Annotated in this window: 18 protein-coding genes; 9 read left to right on the top strand and 9 right to left on the bottom strand. The window is 69.7% G+C overall.

Going from position 1 to position 17,730, the window contains the following annotated elements; all coding sequences use genetic code 11:
• The first annotated feature begins 29 nt into the window (after positions 1–29).
• From MUY14_RS28145 to MUY14_RS28160, 4 genes are all read left to right on the top strand, one after another.
• Positions 30–1,073, top strand: a complete 1,044-nt coding sequence (locus MUY14_RS28145; protein ID WP_247013547.1) for an MBL fold metallo-hydrolase — start codon at positions 30–32, stop codon at positions 1,071–1,073.
• Positions 1,074–1,152: 79 nt separating this feature from the next.
• Positions 1,153–1,554: a GNAT family N-acetyltransferase gene (locus MUY14_RS28150; protein WP_247013549.1), complete on the top strand. Its 402-nt coding sequence runs from the start codon at positions 1,153–1,155 to the stop codon at positions 1,552–1,554.
• Between the two features lie 10 nt (positions 1,555–1,564).
• Positions 1,565–2,017 (top strand): GNAT family N-acetyltransferase, encoded by a 453-nt coding sequence (locus tag MUY14_RS28155; protein WP_247013551.1) that lies wholly within the window; start codon positions 1,565–1,567, stop codon positions 2,015–2,017.
• 216 nt (positions 2,018–2,233) lie between these two features.
• Positions 2,234–3,508, top strand: a complete 1,275-nt coding sequence (locus tag MUY14_RS28160; protein ID WP_396126594.1) for a DUF222 domain-containing protein — start codon at positions 2,234–2,236, stop codon at positions 3,506–3,508.
• A 7-nt stretch (positions 3,509–3,515) separates the two neighbouring features.
• On the opposite strand, the gene mnmA is transcribed toward MUY14_RS28160, so the two are convergent.
• From mnmA to MUY14_RS28180, 4 genes are all read right to left on the bottom strand, one after another.
• The gene (gene mnmA / locus MUY14_RS28165; RefSeq protein WP_247013554.1) at positions 3,516–4,607 is read right to left on the bottom strand and encodes a tRNA 2-thiouridine(34) synthase MnmA; all 1,092 of its coding nucleotides are present in this window, start codon (positions 4,605–4,607) and stop codon (positions 3,516–3,518) included.
• A gap of 4 nt (positions 4,608–4,611) precedes the next feature.
• Positions 4,612–5,808, bottom strand: a complete 1,197-nt coding sequence (locus MUY14_RS28170; RefSeq protein WP_247013556.1) for a cysteine desulfurase family protein — start codon at positions 5,806–5,808, stop codon at positions 4,612–4,614.
• 64 nt (positions 5,809–5,872) lie between these two features.
• The gene (locus tag MUY14_RS28175) at positions 5,873–7,237 is read right to left on the bottom strand and encodes an MFS transporter (RefSeq protein ID WP_247013559.1); all 1,365 of its coding nucleotides are present in this window, start codon (positions 7,235–7,237) and stop codon (positions 5,873–5,875) included.
• 34 nt (positions 7,238–7,271) lie between these two features.
• Positions 7,272–8,555, bottom strand: coding sequence for a LuxR C-terminal-related transcriptional regulator (locus MUY14_RS28180; protein WP_247013561.1), 1,284 nt, complete (start codon positions 8,553–8,555; stop codon positions 7,272–7,274).
• Positions 8,556–8,705: 150 nt separating this feature from the next.
• Between MUY14_RS28180 and MUY14_RS28185 the strand changes: the two genes are divergently transcribed.
• Positions 8,706–9,608 (top strand): NADP-dependent oxidoreductase, encoded by a 903-nt coding sequence (locus tag MUY14_RS28185; RefSeq protein ID WP_247013563.1) that lies wholly within the window; start codon positions 8,706–8,708, stop codon positions 9,606–9,608.
• A 50-nt stretch (positions 9,609–9,658) separates the two neighbouring features.
• Here the strand turns inward: MUY14_RS28185 and MUY14_RS28190 are convergent, their stop codons facing one another.
• From MUY14_RS28190 to MUY14_RS28205, 4 genes are all read right to left on the bottom strand, one after another.
• The gene (locus MUY14_RS28190) at positions 9,659–10,543 is read right to left on the bottom strand and encodes a 1-acyl-sn-glycerol-3-phosphate acyltransferase (RefSeq protein WP_247013565.1); all 885 of its coding nucleotides are present in this window, start codon (positions 10,541–10,543) and stop codon (positions 9,659–9,661) included.
• The gene (locus MUY14_RS28195; RefSeq protein ID WP_247013568.1) at positions 10,540–11,322 is read right to left on the bottom strand and encodes a GNAT family N-acetyltransferase; all 783 of its coding nucleotides are present in this window, start codon (positions 11,320–11,322) and stop codon (positions 10,540–10,542) included. Before MUY14_RS28195 ends, MUY14_RS28190 begins: the two co-directional genes overlap by 4 nt.
• Before the next feature lie 160 nt (positions 11,323–11,482).
• Entirely contained in the window at positions 11,483–12,442 is a 960-nt protein-coding gene (locus MUY14_RS28200; protein WP_247013570.1) for an electron transfer flavoprotein subunit alpha/FixB family protein, read from the bottom strand.
• Positions 12,443–12,470: 28 nt separating this feature from the next.
• Positions 12,471–13,256 carry an electron transfer flavoprotein subunit beta/FixA family protein gene (locus MUY14_RS28205; protein WP_247013572.1) on the bottom strand — a complete coding sequence of 262 codons (786 nt, stop codon included), beginning with the start codon at positions 13,254–13,256 and terminating at the stop codon, positions 12,471–12,473.
• Between the two features lie 242 nt (positions 13,257–13,498).
• Between MUY14_RS28205 and MUY14_RS28210 the strand changes: the two genes are divergently transcribed.
• Positions 13,499–14,344 carry a DegV family protein gene (locus tag MUY14_RS28210; RefSeq protein ID WP_247013574.1) on the top strand — a complete coding sequence of 282 codons (846 nt, stop codon included), beginning with the start codon at positions 13,499–13,501 and terminating at the stop codon, positions 14,342–14,344.
• Here the strand turns inward: MUY14_RS28210 and MUY14_RS28215 are convergent.
• Positions 14,322–14,747, bottom strand: coding sequence for a hypothetical protein (locus MUY14_RS28215; RefSeq protein WP_247013576.1), 426 nt, complete (start codon positions 14,745–14,747; stop codon positions 14,322–14,324). The genes MUY14_RS28210 and MUY14_RS28215 overlap by 23 nt on opposite strands.
• 53 nt (positions 14,748–14,800) lie before the next feature.
• Between MUY14_RS28215 and MUY14_RS28220 the strand changes: the two genes are divergently transcribed.
• The 3 genes from MUY14_RS28220 to MUY14_RS28230 are packed head-to-tail and all read left to right on the top strand — an operon-like array spanning position 14,801 to position 17,574.
• On the top strand, positions 14,801–15,574 hold the full coding sequence (locus MUY14_RS28220; protein ID WP_247013578.1) for a class I SAM-dependent methyltransferase: 774 nt from the start codon (positions 14,801–14,803) through the stop codon (positions 15,572–15,574).
• Positions 15,571–17,076: a glycoside hydrolase family 57 protein gene (locus MUY14_RS28225; RefSeq protein WP_247013580.1), complete on the top strand. Its 1,506-nt coding sequence runs from the start codon at positions 15,571–15,573 to the stop codon at positions 17,074–17,076. Before MUY14_RS28220 ends, MUY14_RS28225 begins: the two co-directional genes overlap by 4 nt.
• 9 nt (positions 17,077–17,085) lie before the next feature.
• On the top strand, positions 17,086–17,574 hold the full coding sequence (locus MUY14_RS28230; protein ID WP_247013582.1) for a glutathione peroxidase: 489 nt from the start codon (positions 17,086–17,088) through the stop codon (positions 17,572–17,574).
• Positions 17,575–17,730: the final 156 nt, after the last annotated feature.

Here is a 17,730-nt window from a genome sequence, read left to right on the forward strand (position 1 = left end):
CCGCAGTCTCGCCGGGACGGGAGGTCACCGTGGAACCGTTGCCGGAAAACAGCGACAGGAACTGGACCGAGCCCGGGATCTACGAGGTCTCGGCCGGTGTCTACCGGATCCCCCTGCCGCTGCCGAACGACGGTCTGCGCGCGGTCAACGTCTACGCGGTCACCGATGGCGAGAAGCTGGTCCTGGTCGACTCGGGCTGGGCGCTGACCGTGGCCCGGCAACAGCTTGCGGACGCCCTCGGCGGCATCGGCGCGGAACTCGGTGACGTAAGCGAATTCCTGGTGACCCACGTGCACCGGGACCACTATTCGCAGGCGGTGGTCCTCCGCCGTGAGTTCGGCTCGAAGATCGCCCTCGGCCAGGACGAGGAGCCCTCGCTCAAGGCATCGGGCAATCCCGACCGCCTGCCCATGGAGGCCCAGGTCGACCTCTTGTTCCAGGCCGGGGCAGGCGAAGTCGTCGAAGCGCTCGCCCGGGAATTCGGCACCGACCGGCGCCACACGGAAGCCGATCTCTGGGAAGCGCCCGACGAATGGCTGACACCGGGCCGCCGGCCGATCCTGCCCGGTCGCGACTTCGACGTCGTCGCCACTCCCGGACACACGGCCGGGCACGTGGTCTTCATCGACGACACCGCCGAACTGTTGTTCTCCGGCGACCACGTGCTACCGCACATCACGCCCTCGATCGGGTTTCAGCCCGTACCCGCCGAGTTGCCGCTCAACGACTTCATCGAATCCCTCCGCTTGGTTCGCGCGATGCCGGACCGCCGGCTGCTTCCCTCGCATGGCCCTGTGTCCGACAGTGTGCACACACGAGTCGACGAACTGCTGGAACATCATCGGCAGCGCCTCGAGACGATGGGCTCGCAGATCGCCGCCGGAGCCACGACCGCCAACGAAGCCGCACACCGGGTCGGCTGGACCCGCCGGAACCGCAAGCTGTCCGAAATGGACTCGTTCAACCAGATGCTCGCGGTGCTGGAAACAGCGGCTCACCTCGACCTGCTGGCATCGCAAGGAAAACTGAACACGCAGATCGTCGACGGCGTTCGGCACTACACGGTGGCTTGATGATCGCGTAGGGCAGCACCGGGAGTAGCTGCCTCGTAACAGCGTCAGCTGTCGCCTGGTGTCCTGCATACTGGGTGAAATGGATGTCATCAGACGCGCCCGCACCACGGACATCGAGGCGCTCGTGCGCCTGTTCGGTACACCGGGCGAGCAGCTGACAGCCACACTCCGTGAGCTCATGAACACCCCTCATGTCACACTGGTCGTGGCCGAGGACGACAACGGCATCGTCGGCACCGCCCAGCTGACGGTCCTTCGAGGGCTCTCGTGGGACGGAGCAGCCCGCGGCCTGCTCGAGGGCATCCGCGCTTCCCGGCGCGGCGTGACGAGCGCACTTCTGTCCTGGGGCATCAACGAGGCCCGCCGACGAAGCTGCACGCGCGTCCATCTGGATTCCGGCCTCACCCGGGGCGATCTACGAGAGTTCTACGCACGCTTCGGTTTCGAGCACAGCTATGACGGGTTCACCCGCGCGCTGTGATACTGGCGCCGTGACCGAATACGTGATCCGCAAAGCAAGACGTGAGGACATCGGTGCGATCGTGCGCATGCTGGCGGACGACCAGTTAGGTGCTACCCGAGACGATCCCACCGACCTCGATCCCTACCTGCGTGCCTTCGATGAAATCGTCAAGGACCCCAACCAATTGCTGGTCGTCGTCACGCACAACGACCAACCGGTCGGGACACTGCAACTGACGATCATTCCCGGACTGGCCCGGCGAGGGGCGCTTCGCGGTCAGATCGAGGCCGTACGGATCCACGCCGACCACCGCGGCTCCGGACTCGGCGCCGACCTCGTGCATTGGGCGATCACCGAGTCACGGCGTCGCGAGTGCGCACTCGTGCAGCTCACGTCGGATACCTCCAGAACCGACGCACATCGCTTCTACGAGCGCCTTGGTTTCACACCGAGCCACACGGGATTCAAACTCAAGCTCTAAACCCACCCACCAACCTCGATTCAGTCCACTTCGGACTCTCAACCGCTCAATTCGCCTCGTGTACGCCCAGACACGGACGCCCACGCACGCGACGATTCCGAATGAATCTTATTACGTCAAGCCGCGAACGGCGCGAACGGACCGTTCGCGCCCTTTCACCACCCTTTCCCGCGAATCTCGATGACTTTCGTTGCGAGCCGTCGTACGGTCGGACTCATGGCACCTTCACAACCAGTCCACAAGCTCGTCCCTGCAACCGACCCCTCGGGCAGTGACGACAGACTCCCCATGATGCTGCGATCGGTCCGATGTGATCCGGAATCGTTGCAGCGTATGAAAGACGACCAAGTCGTCGACCTCATCCGCGACACCGACGCGGAGATCTCCAAGCTGCAAGCTGTTCAGCTGAGAGCGATCGCAAATTTGAGCGTGCGGCGGAGACGGGCGCCCAGCGCGGCTTCGGAAGTAGCACTCGCCCTGTCCATAACGGAACACCGCGCCAGAGCCATCGTTTCCGCGGCCAGCGCACTGATCGTCCGGCTCCCCCGCATGTTGAACCTCATGGACGACGGCAGACTCGACCTGTACCGCGCCATGAAGGTCACCGACGCGACGGCCTGGCTGTCCCAAGAACACGTAGGCGCCGTCGACGCGACGCTCGAAGACCGAGTGCAGGGAAGGAACGCCACGCAGGTTCGCCGCGCAGCGACCTACGCGGCCGCGCAAGCCGATCCGGAAGGGGCCGCGCTCCGCACCGAGCAGAAACTGGTCGAGCGGCGATTCGTGCTGCATCACCAGGACACCGGCGTGACCCACCTTTCGGTCAACAACGCACCCACCGAGAAGGCGACCGCCGCCTATGCCCGCATCGATCGGGCCGCTCGGGCGTTAAAGACTCCGGAGGAGGCGCGCACCCTCGATCAGCTCCGCGCGGATGTGGCCATGGATTTGCTGCTCAGCGGCACAGGCGGTCCGAGCGAGCGCACCGAGGTCTTCCTGCACATCGACCTGGACACCTACCTCGGCATCAGCGAAACGCCGGCGGCGTTGGCCGGTCGCGGGCCTATCGCCGCCGCGGTGGCCCGCCACATCATCGGCGGGCCCGACACGGCACTGCGACGGGTTCTCACCGACCCGCGTACCGGCCAGGCACTCGAACTCTCGCCGACGCGCTATCCCCTCCACCAGGACGAGTTCATCCGGGTCCGGGACCAGGAATGCCGGCAGCCGGGATGCACACGTCCCGCACAGAATTGCGGGGTCGAAGCGACGCGTCCCGAGGGCGGCCCCGAAGGGACGCCGGATCAGCCCGTCACCTACTGCTCACGACATCGCAACCTGAAGAGGCAGCCCGGCTGGGACTACGAAGTCAGCTCGGACGGCACCGTGAACGTCGCGACGCCGGCGGGGCAGGTGCATTCGACGACACCACCGTCGATCCAGCCGGATCGACGTCGAGGCAACCGAAGCCGGAAGAAAGCGCGGAAGTGATGGGTGATCAGCGCGTACCCGAGATCTTCGCGCTGCCCAAAACGAGATCACCGTCTTCGGAGTCCGGCCGGTAGAGAACGACGACCTGGCCCGGAGCGACTCCGCGCAGCGGCTCACGCAGGTGCACTGTCATGGTGTCGGAATCCACGTCGGCGACCGCGTCGACGATGCCTCCGTGGGCCCGGACCTGAACCACGCACTCGGTCGGTTCGGTCAGCGGCCTGCCGCTAGGCCAAATCGCCCGATCGGCCTCGATCACATCAACGCCGAGCTCGGCTACCGGGCCGACCTTGACGGAGCCGGACACCGGCTCGAGCGACAGGACGTACCGCGGGCGGCCGTCCGGCGCCGGAGCATCGATCCCGAGGCCCTTGCGCTGACCGATGGTGAATCCGTGCACTCCGGTGTGCCGGCCGAGGACCGCACCCGTCTCCGCGTCGACGAGCTCACCGGGACGCTGACCCAGACGGTTCTCGAGGAACTTCTTGGTGTCACCGTCCGGGATGAAGCAGATGTCGTGGCTGTCGGGCTTGTTGGCAACGGACAGGCCACGCCGCTCCGCCTCGGCCCGGACATCTGACTTCCAGGAATCGCCGAGAGGAAACATGGCGTGGCTGAGCTGTTCAGCTGTGAGGGAGGCGAGCACGTAGGACTGGTCCTTGCCGCTGTCCGCGCTACGACGCAACTCAGGCACGCCGTCGACGACAGAAAGACGCGCGTAGTGGCCGGTAGCGACAGCGTCGAACCCGAGCGCCATCGCCTTCTCGAGAAGAGCCTCGAACTTGATCTTCTCGTTGCAGGTCACGCATGGGTTAGGAGTGCGTCCGGCAGCGTATTCACCGACAAAGGTCTCGACGACCTCCTCGGTGAAGCGCTCAGCGAAATCCCAAATGTAGAAAGGAATGCCGAGAATATCCGCAGCTCGCCGAGCATCGTGCGAATCTTCGATCGTGCAGCACCCGCGCGAGCCGGTCCGCAACGTTCCCGGTTTGGCCGACAGCGCCAGGTGCACGCCGACGACGTCATGCCCGGCGTCCACCGCGCGCGCCGCGGCGACCGCCGAGTCCACTCCTCCGCTCATCGCGGCCAAAACCCGCATTGCCTTACACCTCTTGCTTCTGGGTCTGCTTGCGCATTCCGGCGAGACCGGCCTGCCGTGCGCGCAGGACGACTCCACCGATCTCGCTAGCCACTGCCTCGACATCCGCGGCAGTGGATGTGTGGCCAAGGGAAAAACGAAGGGAACCACGGGCCGCCGCCGGATCTGCTCCCATGGCGAGCAACACGTGGCTCGGCTGGGCGACGCCTGCAGTGCACGCCGATCCCGTCGAGCATTCAATGCCCTTGGCGTCGAGCAGCATCAGCAGGCTGTCGCCGGCACATCCTGGAAAGGTGAAATGAGCGTGGCTGGGCAGCCTTTCACCGTCTCCCCCGTTGAGGACAGCGTCAGGTACTTCGCGTTGGACGGCCTCGACGAGTTCGTCCCGCAGCCCCTCGACGCGCTTGGCGTACTCAGATCGGGTGGTGACACTGGTTCGGACCGCGGCCGCGAAACCCACGATCGCCGGAACGTCCAAGGTGCCTGAGCGGACGTTGCGTTCCTGACCGCCGCCGTGCAGCAGGGGCGCGCAAGTCACATCCCGCCCGAGAAGGAGTGCTCCCACACCGAGCGGACCACCGAGCTTGTGCCCGGTCAGCGTCAGGGCCGACGCACCGCTGGCGGCGAAATCGACCGGAACAGCGCCGACAGCCTGAACCGCATCAGTGTGGAACGGGATTTCGAACTCGGCGCAAATCGCCGCCAGCTCGGCGATCGGGTTGATCGTGCCGACCTCGTTGTTCGCCCACATCGCGGTGGCAAGGGCCACGGATTCGGGGTCCGCGGCGATGGCAGCGCGGAGGACGTCGGGCGAGACGCGTCCCTGGCTGTCCACGTCGAGCAAGACGACCTCGGCGCCGCAGTGGTCTTCGAGCCATTCGACGGTGTCGAGCACTGCGTGGTGCTCCGCGGCACCGCACAGGACCCGACGGCGCTGCTCTCGTTCCTCGCTACGGGCCCAGTAGATGCCCTTGATCGCGAGGTTGTCGCTCTCGGTGCCTCCGCCGGTGAAAATCACCTCGGAGGGGCGAGCGCCCAGCGCGTCAGCGATCGTTTCGCGGGCTTCCTCGACCATTCGCCGAGCCCGGCGGCCCGAAGAATGCAGCGCGGAGGCGTTGCCCACGGTGGACAGCGCCTCGGTCATCGCCGCTACGGCTTCGGGCAACATCGGAGTGGTCGCCGCGTGGTCGAGATAGGTCATCGCTCCATCAGGGTAGTCCGCTCCGGCGCGTGACCAAGCCCACCCTGGTCCTGTAAGTGGGCTGTCACACCTTCGACGGCCACCGCCCGGTCAACCGGACCCCCAGTAGCGCGAGTGCCACCAATGCCACTGTGAGCAGGGCCATCGCCGGGGAGGGGTCGAGGACCGAGCCGACCACGCCGAGCAGGACGCCGCCGAGGCCGATCAGCAAGGCCGAGCCCACCCAGTCGGCGAGCTGCATCGCCGAGGTGTTGAACCCGCGTTCACCTTCGGGTGAGTAGCGCAGCAGGAGAACGGATATCGCGGGCATCGCGATGCCCATGCCGGCGCCACCGACTGCGCAGGCCACGAATGCGAGCCAGCCGGGGCACCAAGGCTGGGAGACCAGGCCGAAGCCGACGAGTCCGGCCGCGACCAGCCAAAACCCCGTGCGCAGCGAGGCCTCTCTCGACCAGTTGAGGTATCGGCCCTGGGCTGCCGAGGCTGCGGACCAGCCCAGAGCCGTGATCGTCAGGGGTAGGCCGGCGAGAGCCGGGCTGTAGCCGTGGACCGCGCTCATCGTCAGCGGTAGGTAGGCCTCCATCCCGGCGTACGCGCCCGCGATCAAGGCGCGGGAGGCGACGACTGTCGGCAGGCCGGGACGGGCGGTCAGCGTTCCGATCGGTAGGAGGGTTCGGAGGGCGTAGGCCAGGGACAGGAGGCCCACCGTGCCGTAGCCGAGGGCGAGGAGGGAGTGGTGCTGGGCCGCCCACGTCAGCGCTGCGACGCCGAGGGCGGCGATTATTGCCTGGAGCACGCTTGCGCGGCGGCCGTCGACCGCGGGCGTGTGCGTGGGTAGCCGTCGGACGACCACGGTCAGCATGGTCGCTCCGATGACCACGAGCGGGACAAGGCCGAGGAAGACCCAGCGCCAGCCGATGGTCACCGTCAGGAGGCCGGCCACCGATGGGCCGACGACCGCCGGCAGGACCCATGCGGCCGCGTTGGCGGCGTAGATCACCGGGCGTTCGTGGTCGGTGAACGTCAGGGCGATCAGGAGTGAGACCGAAACCAGGAGCAGCCCCGAGCCGAAGCCCTGCAGGGCGCGGCCGAGGAGGAAGACCGGCATGCCGGTTGCCGCTCCTGCGACGACGAGGCCGGCCGCGAACAGTGCTGGGCCGGCGAGCAGCGCCGGGGCGGGGCCGCGGCGGTCGCCGATGCGGCCTGACAGCACCGTGGCGACCACGCTGGAGATCAGGAAGGTCGTGAACGGCCACGAGTACAGCGCCAGGCCGTGGAGGTCGGCTACCAGGGTCGGCATCGCCGTTGCCACGCCCATGTTCTCGAAAGCGACCAACGTGACCACCAACAACAGAGCGACCGTGGTCAGCCGGTGTTCCGCACTCCAAAGCACGCTGCGGCGGGGTGCGGAGCCGATCGTCGAGGCCATGATCGGCAGCGTGCAACCTCCAGTCCGCTGGAGGTCAAGCCGTGCGGTGGGCCGCCGGTTCCAGAGGCAGGTCGCGGGCCAACGCGGCTGCCTCGCCGCGGGAGGTGACGTTCAGCTTGTCGAGGATGTTGCGGACGTGGAACTTGACCGTGTGCTCGCTGAGCTGCAGCTGTTCGGCGATCTGCCGGTTGCGTGAACCTTGGGAGATCCCGGACAAGACCTCGAGCTCGCGCGGGTTGAGGCGGTCCAGCGGGCGCAGCTCCGGCGGTTCGGCCACGCCGAGCGGGAGGACCGCCGTGACCGTCGTGCCCCAGCCGGGAACCGCGTCGAGCTCCCAGTGGCCCCCCAGGGCGGTGAGGCGGTCGGTCAGGCCGCGGGCCGGGATCGCGTCCGCGACCTCCGGGCAATCGTCACGGACCGTGATGCGGAGCAGGGTTCCGTCCAGGCGCCAGGACGCTCGCAGGCGGGTGGTCGTCGGGCGGTCCAACGCGGCGAGCACCAGGCCGCGGGTCAGGGTGCGGGCCGTGTGGGCGATGTCCTGCGGGAGGGATGCGTCGCCGATCGGGTCGGCGAGGTCGACGTCGACCTCCGTGTGGCGGACCAGGTCGGCGAGCTGCGTCTTCAGCACCGCGAAGGCCGCGTCGGCCTGCTCCGCCGACAGGGCCTGGTCGCGGTCGACCACGCCCTTGAGGGCGAGCAGGGCGTCGGCGGCCACGTCGACCGCGGTGCGGCGGGCGACGGAGTCGGAGAGGCGGCCGGATCGGAGCACCGCCAGGAGGGTGGCCAACGTCGCCGCGTGGGTCTGGCCGAGGTCGGTGATCGCCTGGGCTCGGGCGGAGGCCGCCGCGAGGCTGCTGGCCAGGACGTCGGGGCCCGGGTCCGTCGCGCGCTGGGCCGCGTCCGTGCTGACGATGTGCCACAGCTGCGCGGCCAGCTCCAGGTTGGCGGACCGCAGCTCCCCGGCTTCCGGCACCACGGCGAGCACGGAGCCCTTGCCGATCGCCGGCGTCGAGGCGAGCAGGACGATGCGACGTTCGGTTCCACCGAGGTCGCCGTCGATGACCAGGGCCTTGCCCGGCTCGCTGCGGTCGACCAGGCGCTGGAGCTCGGCGCTGGTCACGGCCGCGGTGATCGTCTCGTCGCCGATGACCTTGAGCGGGCTGCGCGGGCAGTCACCGGTCTGCATCGCGGCGGCGCGGTGCGGGACGAGCCGCCCCAGCTCCGTGGAGAACCGGCCGAAGAACTGGGGCCGCGGGGCCGACAGCAGCCGATCGACGACCTCGAGCACGTGCCGCGGATCCGACCAGGAAGCGTCCATGGCCCCAAGGTAGGCGCGTCCGGCGGCGGGCGGCCTGCTCGTCCGGCTAGTGAACACTGCTCGTCCGGGTGGTTCGGTAGAGCAGGCAGGGCGAGTTGACTGAGTGCCGAGGACATTCGAAGACTCACCAACCGAGGAGTGCCGAACACCATGCGAGCGATCACCTTCTCCGCTTACGGCGGACCGGACGTCCTGCAGCTGTCCGAGGTGCCGGTGCCGGAGCCCGGACCGGGGCAGGTGCGGCTGGCCGTGCGGGCCGCCGGTGTCAACCCGATCGACTGGAAGATCCGCAACGGCTTCATGCAGCAGAACTTCCAGGTGCCCTTCCCGCACACTCCCGGGCTCGAGGTCGCCGGGGTCGTCGACGCCGTCGGTGCGGGCGCGGACTTCGCCGTCGGCGACGAGGTGTTCGGCTGGTCCGAGACCGGCGCTTACGCCGAGTACGCGCTGGCCAAGACGCTCGCGCCGAAGCCCGCGAGCCTTTCGTGGGCGGACGCCGCCGCGTTGCCGGTCGCCGGGGAGACCGCGCTGCGCGTCCTCGGGCTGCTCGGCGTCCGCGAAGGCGAGACGCTTTTGCTCCACGGCGCCAGCGGCACGGTCGGGCGGTTCGCCGCGCAGGTCGCTGTCGCGCAGGGCGTGACCGTCATCGGGACCGGGGGGAGCCGGAGCCTCGACGACCTGAAGTCGCTGGGTGTCGTTCCGGTGCTCTACGGCGACGGCTGGCAGGAGCGGGTCCGCGAGGCCGCGTCCGGGCCGATCGACGCCGTGTTCGACGCCGCCGGGCACGGGGTGCTGCCCGGGTCCGTCGAGCTGCGTGGCTCGCAGGAGCGCGTCATCACGATCGCCGACGCGGCCGCCTTCGAGCTGGGGATCCCGTTCTCCAGCGGGGGCGAGCAGACCCGCGAGGTCCTGACCGGGATCGCCGGCTGGGTGACCGAGCGCGGGGTCGGCCTCGCGCACGGCAAGAGCTACCCGCTCGCCGAAGCGGCCGCCGCGCAGGTCGAAAGCGAGGGTGGGCACCCCGGCGGAAAGCTCACGATCACCGTCGGCTGAGGACGCCGGCCGACCCGGGCCCGTCGCAGGATCGCGGCGACAGGCCCGGATCACTTCGCGGGAGGCGAAGCCAGGGGCGCCGGCTGACGGCGCGGCGTACGGCGGCGCTGCTGGGCCGGGATCCGGACCGTGCCCAGCGCGGAGTGGACCGCCGCCTCGGCGAGGGCCGCCAGCTCGCGGCGGTCCTCCGCGCGGCCGGGGGCGATCTCCGGGCAGATGTGGACTTCCAGGACCAGGCCACGCAGCGAGGCGACCCGGCGCAGCGAGGCGATCAGCGACTCCGGGCCGATGAACGCCGGGCGGCTGGTCTCGCGGCCGTCGGCGAGGCGGTAACGGAGCGCGATCGGGCGCACCGGGACACCGCCGTCGATGGCCGCCTGGAACGTCGCCGTCGTGAAGCGGCCCGAGGCCAGGCCGCACCACGTCGTGCCCTCCGGGGTGACACTGACCAGCGAACCCGTCCGGAGCGCGTCGGCGAGCGACGCCATCGTGGCGGGCAACGTCTTCAGCCGCTCGCGGTCGAGGAAGATGCTGCCGCCGCGGCGGACCAGGCCGCCGAGCACCGGCCAGCCCGCGATCTCCTTCTTGGCCAGCGCGCGCATCGGGCGCAGCGCATTGATCGCGACGATGTCCAGCCACGAGATGTGGTTGTTGACGACCAGCGCGCCGCGGCCGGCGGGCGCGGTCAGGAAGTCGGCGCCGCCGTGGACGTCCAGGCGGACGCCGAACGCCCGCAGCACGCCGCGGAAGATCAGCCGGATGCGGCGTTCGCGGCCCCACGGCACCAGCAGCAGCGGCGCCGACAGCAGCGCCGCGAGCACGGCGGTGATCGCCGCCGTGAAGCGCAGGATCCGGCGTGGGAGGCCGACGACCGCGTCGCCGTCGGTCAGGCAGCCGTCGCCGCAGGGGGACGTCGGCATCCAGGCGTGGCTCATCCCTGGGTCCCGAGGAAGAACTTCAGGTACCGCTCGTCGACGTTGTGCAGGTCCAGCAGGACGAAGAAGTCCGCGACACCGAAGTCGGCGTCGAGGGCGGGCGGCCCGCAGACCTTGGCGCCGAGCCGGACGTAGCCCTTGATCAGCGGCGGCAGCGTCGCGCGCGCCGGGCGTTCGATCGCCGACGCGTCCCACGGGGTCAGCGGCGAGACGCGGGTGGCCTCGTCCGAGTAGTGCTTGGCCTGCAGGAGGTCCCACACGCCAGCGGCGAAGGACCCGTCGCCGGCCAGCGGGACGGACGCGCAGCCGGCGAGGTACCGGTGGCCGGAAAGGAGCATGTAGCGGGCGATGCCGGCCCAGACCAGGCTGACGACGGCGCCGCTGCGGTGGTCGGGGTGCACGCACGAGCGGCCGGTTTCGACCAGGTGCGGCCGGATCCCGTCGAGCGCGCCCAGGTCGAACTCGCTGTCGGCGTAGAGCTTCCCGGCCCGCGCGGCGCGCTCCGGCGGCAGCATCCGGTAGCAGCCGACGATCTCGCCCGTGTTGTCGTCGCGGACCACCAGGTGGTCGCAGAACTCGTCGAACTCGTCCACGTCGAGACCGGGCCGGAGCGAGTGCAGGCGCGCCCCCATTTCCTCGGCGAAAACGCGGTACCGCAGCCTTTGCGCGGCGACCACTTCATCGTTCGCGTGAGCGACGAGGAGGGAGTACCGGGGAGCGTCCGCGGGGAGCTGGGCACCCGCCTGATCAGTGCTGACGAGGAGCTGTGACGTCGTCATGGTCAAGGTGTACCCGCGCGTCGGAAGCCGCGGAGAGTGCCATCCGATGACCGATTGGTGCACGTTCAGTTAATGGCGGGTTCTCAGGCTTCTCTCAGGTCCCGGAAACGCGAAAAGGGCCTCCCGGGGACGTCCCGGGAGGCCCTTCCGACGTGCTGGATCAGCCCTTGCGCTTCTCGACCGCTTCGGTCAGCTGCGGCGCGACGTTGAACAGGTCGCCGACGATGCCGAAGTCGGCGATCTCGAAGATCGGCGCCTCCGGGTCCTTGTTGACGGCGATGATCGTCTTCGACGTCTGCATGCCGGCGCGGTGCTGGATCGCGCCGGAGATGCCGAGCGCGATGTACAGCTGCGGCGACACGGTCTTGCCGGTCTGGCCCACCTGGAACTGCGCCGGGTAGTAGCCGGAGTCGACCGCGGCACGCGAGGCGCCGACAGCCGCGCCGAGCGAGTCGGCCAGCTTCTCGACGACGTCGAACTTCTCCGCCGAGCCGACACCACGGCCACCGGAGACCACGATCGAGGCCTCGGTGAGCTCCGGACGGTCACCACCGGTCACCGGCTCGATGCCGGTGATCTTGGTGGCCTTCGCCGCGTCGACCGCAGGGATCTCGACGGTCTCTTCGGCCGCCGCGCCCTCGGCCGGCTCGGCCTCGACCGCGCCCGGGCGGATGGAGACGACCGGCGCGCCCTTCGCGGACTTGGACTTCACCGAGAACGCGCCACCGAAGATGGACTGGTCGATGACGCCGTCGCCGTTGACGCCCACCGCGTCGTAGATCAGGCCGGAGCCCAGGCGCACGGCCAGGCGGGCAGCGACCTCCTTGCCCTCACCGCTGGCGGTGACGAGCACGGCGGCCGGGGACGCCTGCTGCGCGAGCGCGGCGAGCACGTCCACCTTCGGCGTGACCAGGTAGTTCGCAGCGTCGTCACCTTCGGCGACATACACCTTGGCGGCGCCGTGCGAGGCCAGCGCCTGCTTCGCCTTTGCGGCGGTCCCGGTCGGGCCGACGACGACGGCCGACGGCTCACCGAGCGCGCGGGCGGCGGTCAGCAGCTCGAGCGTGACCTTCTTGACCTCACCGTCGACGTGGTCGACGAGGACGAGTACTTCAGCCATGTTCTTGTTCCTCCTCGAAGAGCCGTTGTCAGATGAGCTTCTGGCCGACCAGGTACTCGGCGACCTTGGTGCCGCCGTCACCTTCGTCCTCGGCCTTCTCACCCGCGGTGCGCGGCGGCTTCGGAGCGGACTCGGTCACGGCGGACCACGCGTTGCCGAGACCGACCTCGCCCGCGTCGACACCCAGGTCGGCGATGGTGAACGTCTCGACCGGCTTCTTCTTCGCGGCCATGATGCCCTTGAAGGACGGGTAGCGCGGCTCGTTGATCTTCTCGCCGACGCTCACGATCGCGGGCAGGCTCGCCTCGAGGTGTGTGAGGCCGTCCTCGGTCTCGCGGGTCGCCTTGATCGTCGACCCGTCGACGCTCAGCTCGCGCACGTAGGTGACCTGCGGCAGGCCGAGCAGCTCGGCGAGGATCGCCGGGACGGCGCCGCCGCGGCCGTCGGAGGACTCGTTGCCGGCGATGACCAGGTCGAAGCCCTCGACCTTGCCGATCGCGGCGGCGAGCACCTTGGCGGTGGCGATCGCGTCGGAGCCGTGCAGCGCCTCGTCCGAGACGTGGATGGCCTTGTCGGCGCCCATGGACAGCGCCTTGCGGATGGCGTCGGTCGCGCGGTCCGGGCCCACCGAGATCACGGTGACCTCGCCCTCGCCGGCTTCCTTGATCTTCAACGCCTCTTCGACGGCCTTCTCGTTGATCTCGTCGAGCACGGCGTCGGCGGATTCACGGTCAAGGGTGTGGTCGGTCCCGTTGAGCTTCCGCTCCGAGTAGGTGTCCGGTACCTGCTTGACCAGGACAACGATGTTCGTCATGGGTCTGCTTCGACCTCCCGGTTGTGCCCCGCGGACGACCACGGGTCAGTGCTCTACTGGCCGGTAGATTAGGGCCATTCCGCCCTGGATACCCGCCGAGGTGACGCCATTCACCTGGATGAGCAATTTAATGGGACTATCGTCCCGGTAGTCGACCGGTTACCCCGCTTGAACTGCCGTTCGTCCGATCGGACCAACCACGGCCTACTCGCGGTGGGTGTCAGGCATTAACCTCCCCCACCATGCCCGCGCGCATCGCCGTCATCACCGACTCGAGTTCCTGCCTGCCCGACATCGTCGCGTCCCGCTGGGCCATCGGGGTCGTCCAGATCCAGCTGAACCTGGGTGGTCACCTCGACGACGAAAACCGCTACGACCGCGGCGAGGTCATCGACGCGATGAGATCGGGACAGATGATCACCACCGCGCCCCCGGATGCGGGGGCGTTCTTCTGGACCTACCAGGAAGCGGCCGCCGCCGGCGCGACGGCCATCGTCAGCATCCACATCTCCGGCCGCATGTCCGACACGGTCCGCGCGGCCCGGGACGCCGCGCAGCAGGTCCGCGTCCCGGTGCACGTCCTCGACAGCCGCACCACCGGGATGAGCCTGGGCTTCGCGGTGGTGTCGGCGGCCCGGGCGGCCGCGGCCGGCGCCGACGCCGCGCGCGTCATCGAAGCCGCCGAACGCCGGTGCCTCACCAGCACCGAGTTCATCTACGTCGACACGCTGGAGTACCTCCGCCGGGGCGGGCGGATCGGCGCCGCACAGGCGATGCTCGGCACCGCGTTCTCGATCAAGCCGCTGCTCACGGTCAAGGACGGCGAGGTCGCGCCGCTGGCCAGGGTCCCCGGCACGCGACGGGCGCTGGCCAAGATGGTCGACCTCGCGGTGAAGAAGTCCGGCGGGTTCCGCGCCGACATCGCCGTGACCCGGTTCGGGGCCAGCGACCACGAGCTGGAGATCTGCAGGCAGATCGAACGCCGGGTGCCCGCGATGGCCGAGAGCATGGTCGTCGAGGCGAGCACGGTCATCGGCGCGCACCTCGGCCCCGGCGCGCTCGGCATCACGGTGTCGCCGGTGGGCTGACGCGCCGGCCCGGGACCAGCAGGACCACGAGCGGCACGACGACGCCGAGCCCGGTCGTCGCGATGATCAGCACCTGGTCGATCCGCTCGAAGTGCGCGACGTGGCCGAGGTGGTAGAGGAAGTGCGGCAGGCCGAACAGCAGCCCCGCTACGCCGGCGAGCCGCGCCACCGCTGTGGTGCCGATCACGGCGGCTCCGACCAGCAGCGCGGCGAGGGTCAGGGTGAGGCCGCCGAAGTCGCGCAGGAGGTGCTCGTTGAAGGCGCCGTCCATGGCGACCCAGCCAGTGCGGAAGCCGGGAAAGTCCTGGTAGAAGCCCATGGGCGACACCAGTGGCCATATTCCGACCACGGCCTCGACGAGGCCGGAGAAGACGAGCAGAACGCGGGTGATGGTCCGTTGCATGACCAAGGAACGAGCCGGCCGGGCCGGACGTGACACCAGCTATGGTCGCGCAGGTGACCACCCCAGCCACCCGGTCCGAGGCGCTGCACCTGACCGGGGAACGGACCGTCCCCGGCATCGCCGAGGAAAATTACTGGTTCCGGCGCCACGAAGCCGCGTACGCCGCCCTGCTCCCCCACTGCGCGGACGCGACGGTGCTCGAAGCCGGCTGCGGTGAGGGTTACGGCGCCAGTCTCCTCGCGACCGAAGCCCGCCGGGTGCTCGCGCTCGACTACGACGTCCTGACCACCGAGCACGTCGCCCGCCGCTACCCCGAGCTCGCCGTCGCGCGGGCGAATCTGGCGTTCCTGCCGGTGCGGGACGGCGCGGTCGACGTCGTGGCCAACTTCCAGGTCATCGAGCACCTGTGGGACCAGGCGGGGTTCCTCGCCGAGTGCCGGCGGGTGTTGCCGAAAAACGGCAAACTGCTGGTCACGACGCCGAACCGGCTGACGTTCACCCCGGACAGCGACACGCCGCTGAACCCGTTCCACACCCGCGAGCTGGCGCCGTCCGAGCTGGCCGGACTGCTCGAAGACGCCGGTTTCGACGTCGAGACGCTGCACGGGCTGCACCACGGCGAGGCCGTGCGCGCGCTCGACGAGCGCTACGGCGGTTCGATCATCGACGCCCAGCTCGACGTGGTCATGGGCGAGCTGCCCGGCCAGGCCGTCTGGCCCGCGGCGCTGCTCGCCGACGTCGCCGCGATCGAAGCGTCCGGGTTCGACGTCCACGGGGACGACCTCGACGCGAGCCTCGACCTGATCGCCGTGGCGGTACGCCGATGAGCGAAGGAACTTTCTGCCTCGTCGTGCACAGCCACCTGCCGTGGCTGCCGCACCACGGGACCTGGCCGGTCGGCGAGGAATGGCTGTACCAGGCGTGGGCGCATTCGTACCTGCCGATGGTCGACCTGCTCGAGCGCTTCGCCGCCGAAGGGCGCCGGGACGTGCTGACGCTGGGCGTGACGCCGGTGCTCGCCGCGCAGCTCGACGACCCGTACAGCATCCGCGCGTTCCACGACTGGCTCGGCCACTGGCAGCTGCGCGCCCAGCACGCGGCGACGTTGTGGGGCGGCGACCCGCTGCTGCGCGAGCTCGCGGCGGCCGAGCACCGGACGGCGGTCCGCGCCGCCGAGGAGCTGGGCACTCGCTGGCGGCACGGCTTCTCCCCCATCCTGCGGTCCTTGGTCGAAAACTCGACCATCGAGCTGCTCGGGGGCCCGCTGGCCCACCCGTTCCAGCCGCTGCTCGACCCGCGGGTGCGCGAGTTCGCGCTGAACGCCGGGCTCGACGACACGGCGCTGCGGCTCGGGGCGCGACCGGAGGGGATCTGGGCGCCGGAGTGCGGCTACGCGCCCGGGATGGAAAACGACTACGCCGCCGCCGGCGTCCGGCGGTTCATGGTCGACGGCCCGTCGCTGCGCGGCGAGACCTGGGCCGCGCGCCCGGTCGGCACGAGCGACGTGGTCAGTTTCGGACGAGACCTCGAAGTCACCTACCGCGTCTGGTCGCCGAAGGCCGGCTACCCCGGGCACGCCGCGTACCGCGACTTCCACACCTGGCAGCACGAGGTCGGGCTGAAGGCGGCGCGGGTCACCGGTAAGACGGTCGAGCCGCAGGACAAGGCGCCGTACGACCCCGCGCTCGCCGCGGACGTCCTGCAGCTGCACGTCAAGGACTTCGTCGAAACCGTCGTGGCGCGGCTGCGTTCGCTGAAGAAGCAGCACGGGCGTGAAGCGCTCGTGGTCGCCGCGTACGACACGGAGCTGTTCGGGCACTGGTGGCACGAGGGACCGGCGTGGCTGGAAGGCGTGCTGCGGGCGCTGCCCGAGGCCGGCGTCCGGGTGACGACGTTGAAGGGCGCGATCGAGGCAGGCCACGTCGGCGAGCCGATCGACCTGCCGGTGTCGTCGTGGGGCTCGGGCAAGGACTGGCGCGTCTGGGACGGCGAGCAGGTCAAGGACATGGTCGAGGCGAACGCGGCGCTGCAGCGGCGGCTGCTCGACCTCGTGGCCGATTTGGGGACGACGGCCCGGGACACCGTCGCCGACCAGGCCGTCGCCGAGGCGATGCTGGCGCTGGAGAGCGACTGGGCGTTCATGGTCACCAAGGACTCCGCCGCCGACTACGCCCGGCGCCGCGCGGCGGTGCACACCGAGCGCTTCGACGCGCTGGCCGGGCTGCTGCGCCGCGGTGACCGCGCGCGGGCCGCGGAACTCGCCGCTGCCTACCGCGCCGACGACGGACCGTTCGGGCACCTCGACGCCCGGGCGCTGAAACACGACTGAAAGGGATCCATGGGAATCCACGAAATTCCGGTCAAGACCCTCGACGGGCAGGACAGCTCGCTGGGCTCCCTGGCCGGCAAGGCGCTGCTGGTGGTCAACGTCGCGTCGAAGTGCGGCCTGACCCCGCAGTACTCCGGTCTCGAGCGGCTGCAGGAACGCTTCGGCGGCCAGGGCTTTTCCGTGGTCGGTTTTCCGTGCAACCAGTTCGCGGGGCAGGAGCCGGGCAGCGCGGACGAGATCCAGACGTTCTGCTCGACTACCTACGGCGTCACGTTCCCGCTGTTCGAGAAGATCGACGTCAACGGCGACGGGCAGCACCCGCTGTACGCGGAACTGACCAAGACCGCCGACGCCGAGGGTGCCGCGGGCGACGTCCAGTGGAACTTCGAGAAGTTCCTGGTCGGTGCGGACGGCGAGGTCCTGGCGCGGTTCCGGCCGCGCACCGAGCCCGAGGACGAGACGGTCGTCAAGGCCATCGAAGCGGCGCTTCCGGCCTGACACCGCGGCGGGGGACGCCGGTCCCCCGCCGTCGCCGGAATTCACCGGATCGGGTCAGGCCCGCCACTGCCCTCTGCGGTGCGGCGGGCACCACCATCACCACGGCACATCCAGGGGCTGGGGCTCTGGCTGCACCTATAGCGGGCCCGCCGCGCC

Source organism: Amycolatopsis sp. FBCC-B4732, assembly GCF_023008405.1.
Taxonomy (GTDB): Bacteria; Actinomycetota; Actinomycetes; order Mycobacteriales; family Pseudonocardiaceae; genus Amycolatopsis; species Amycolatopsis pretoriensis_A.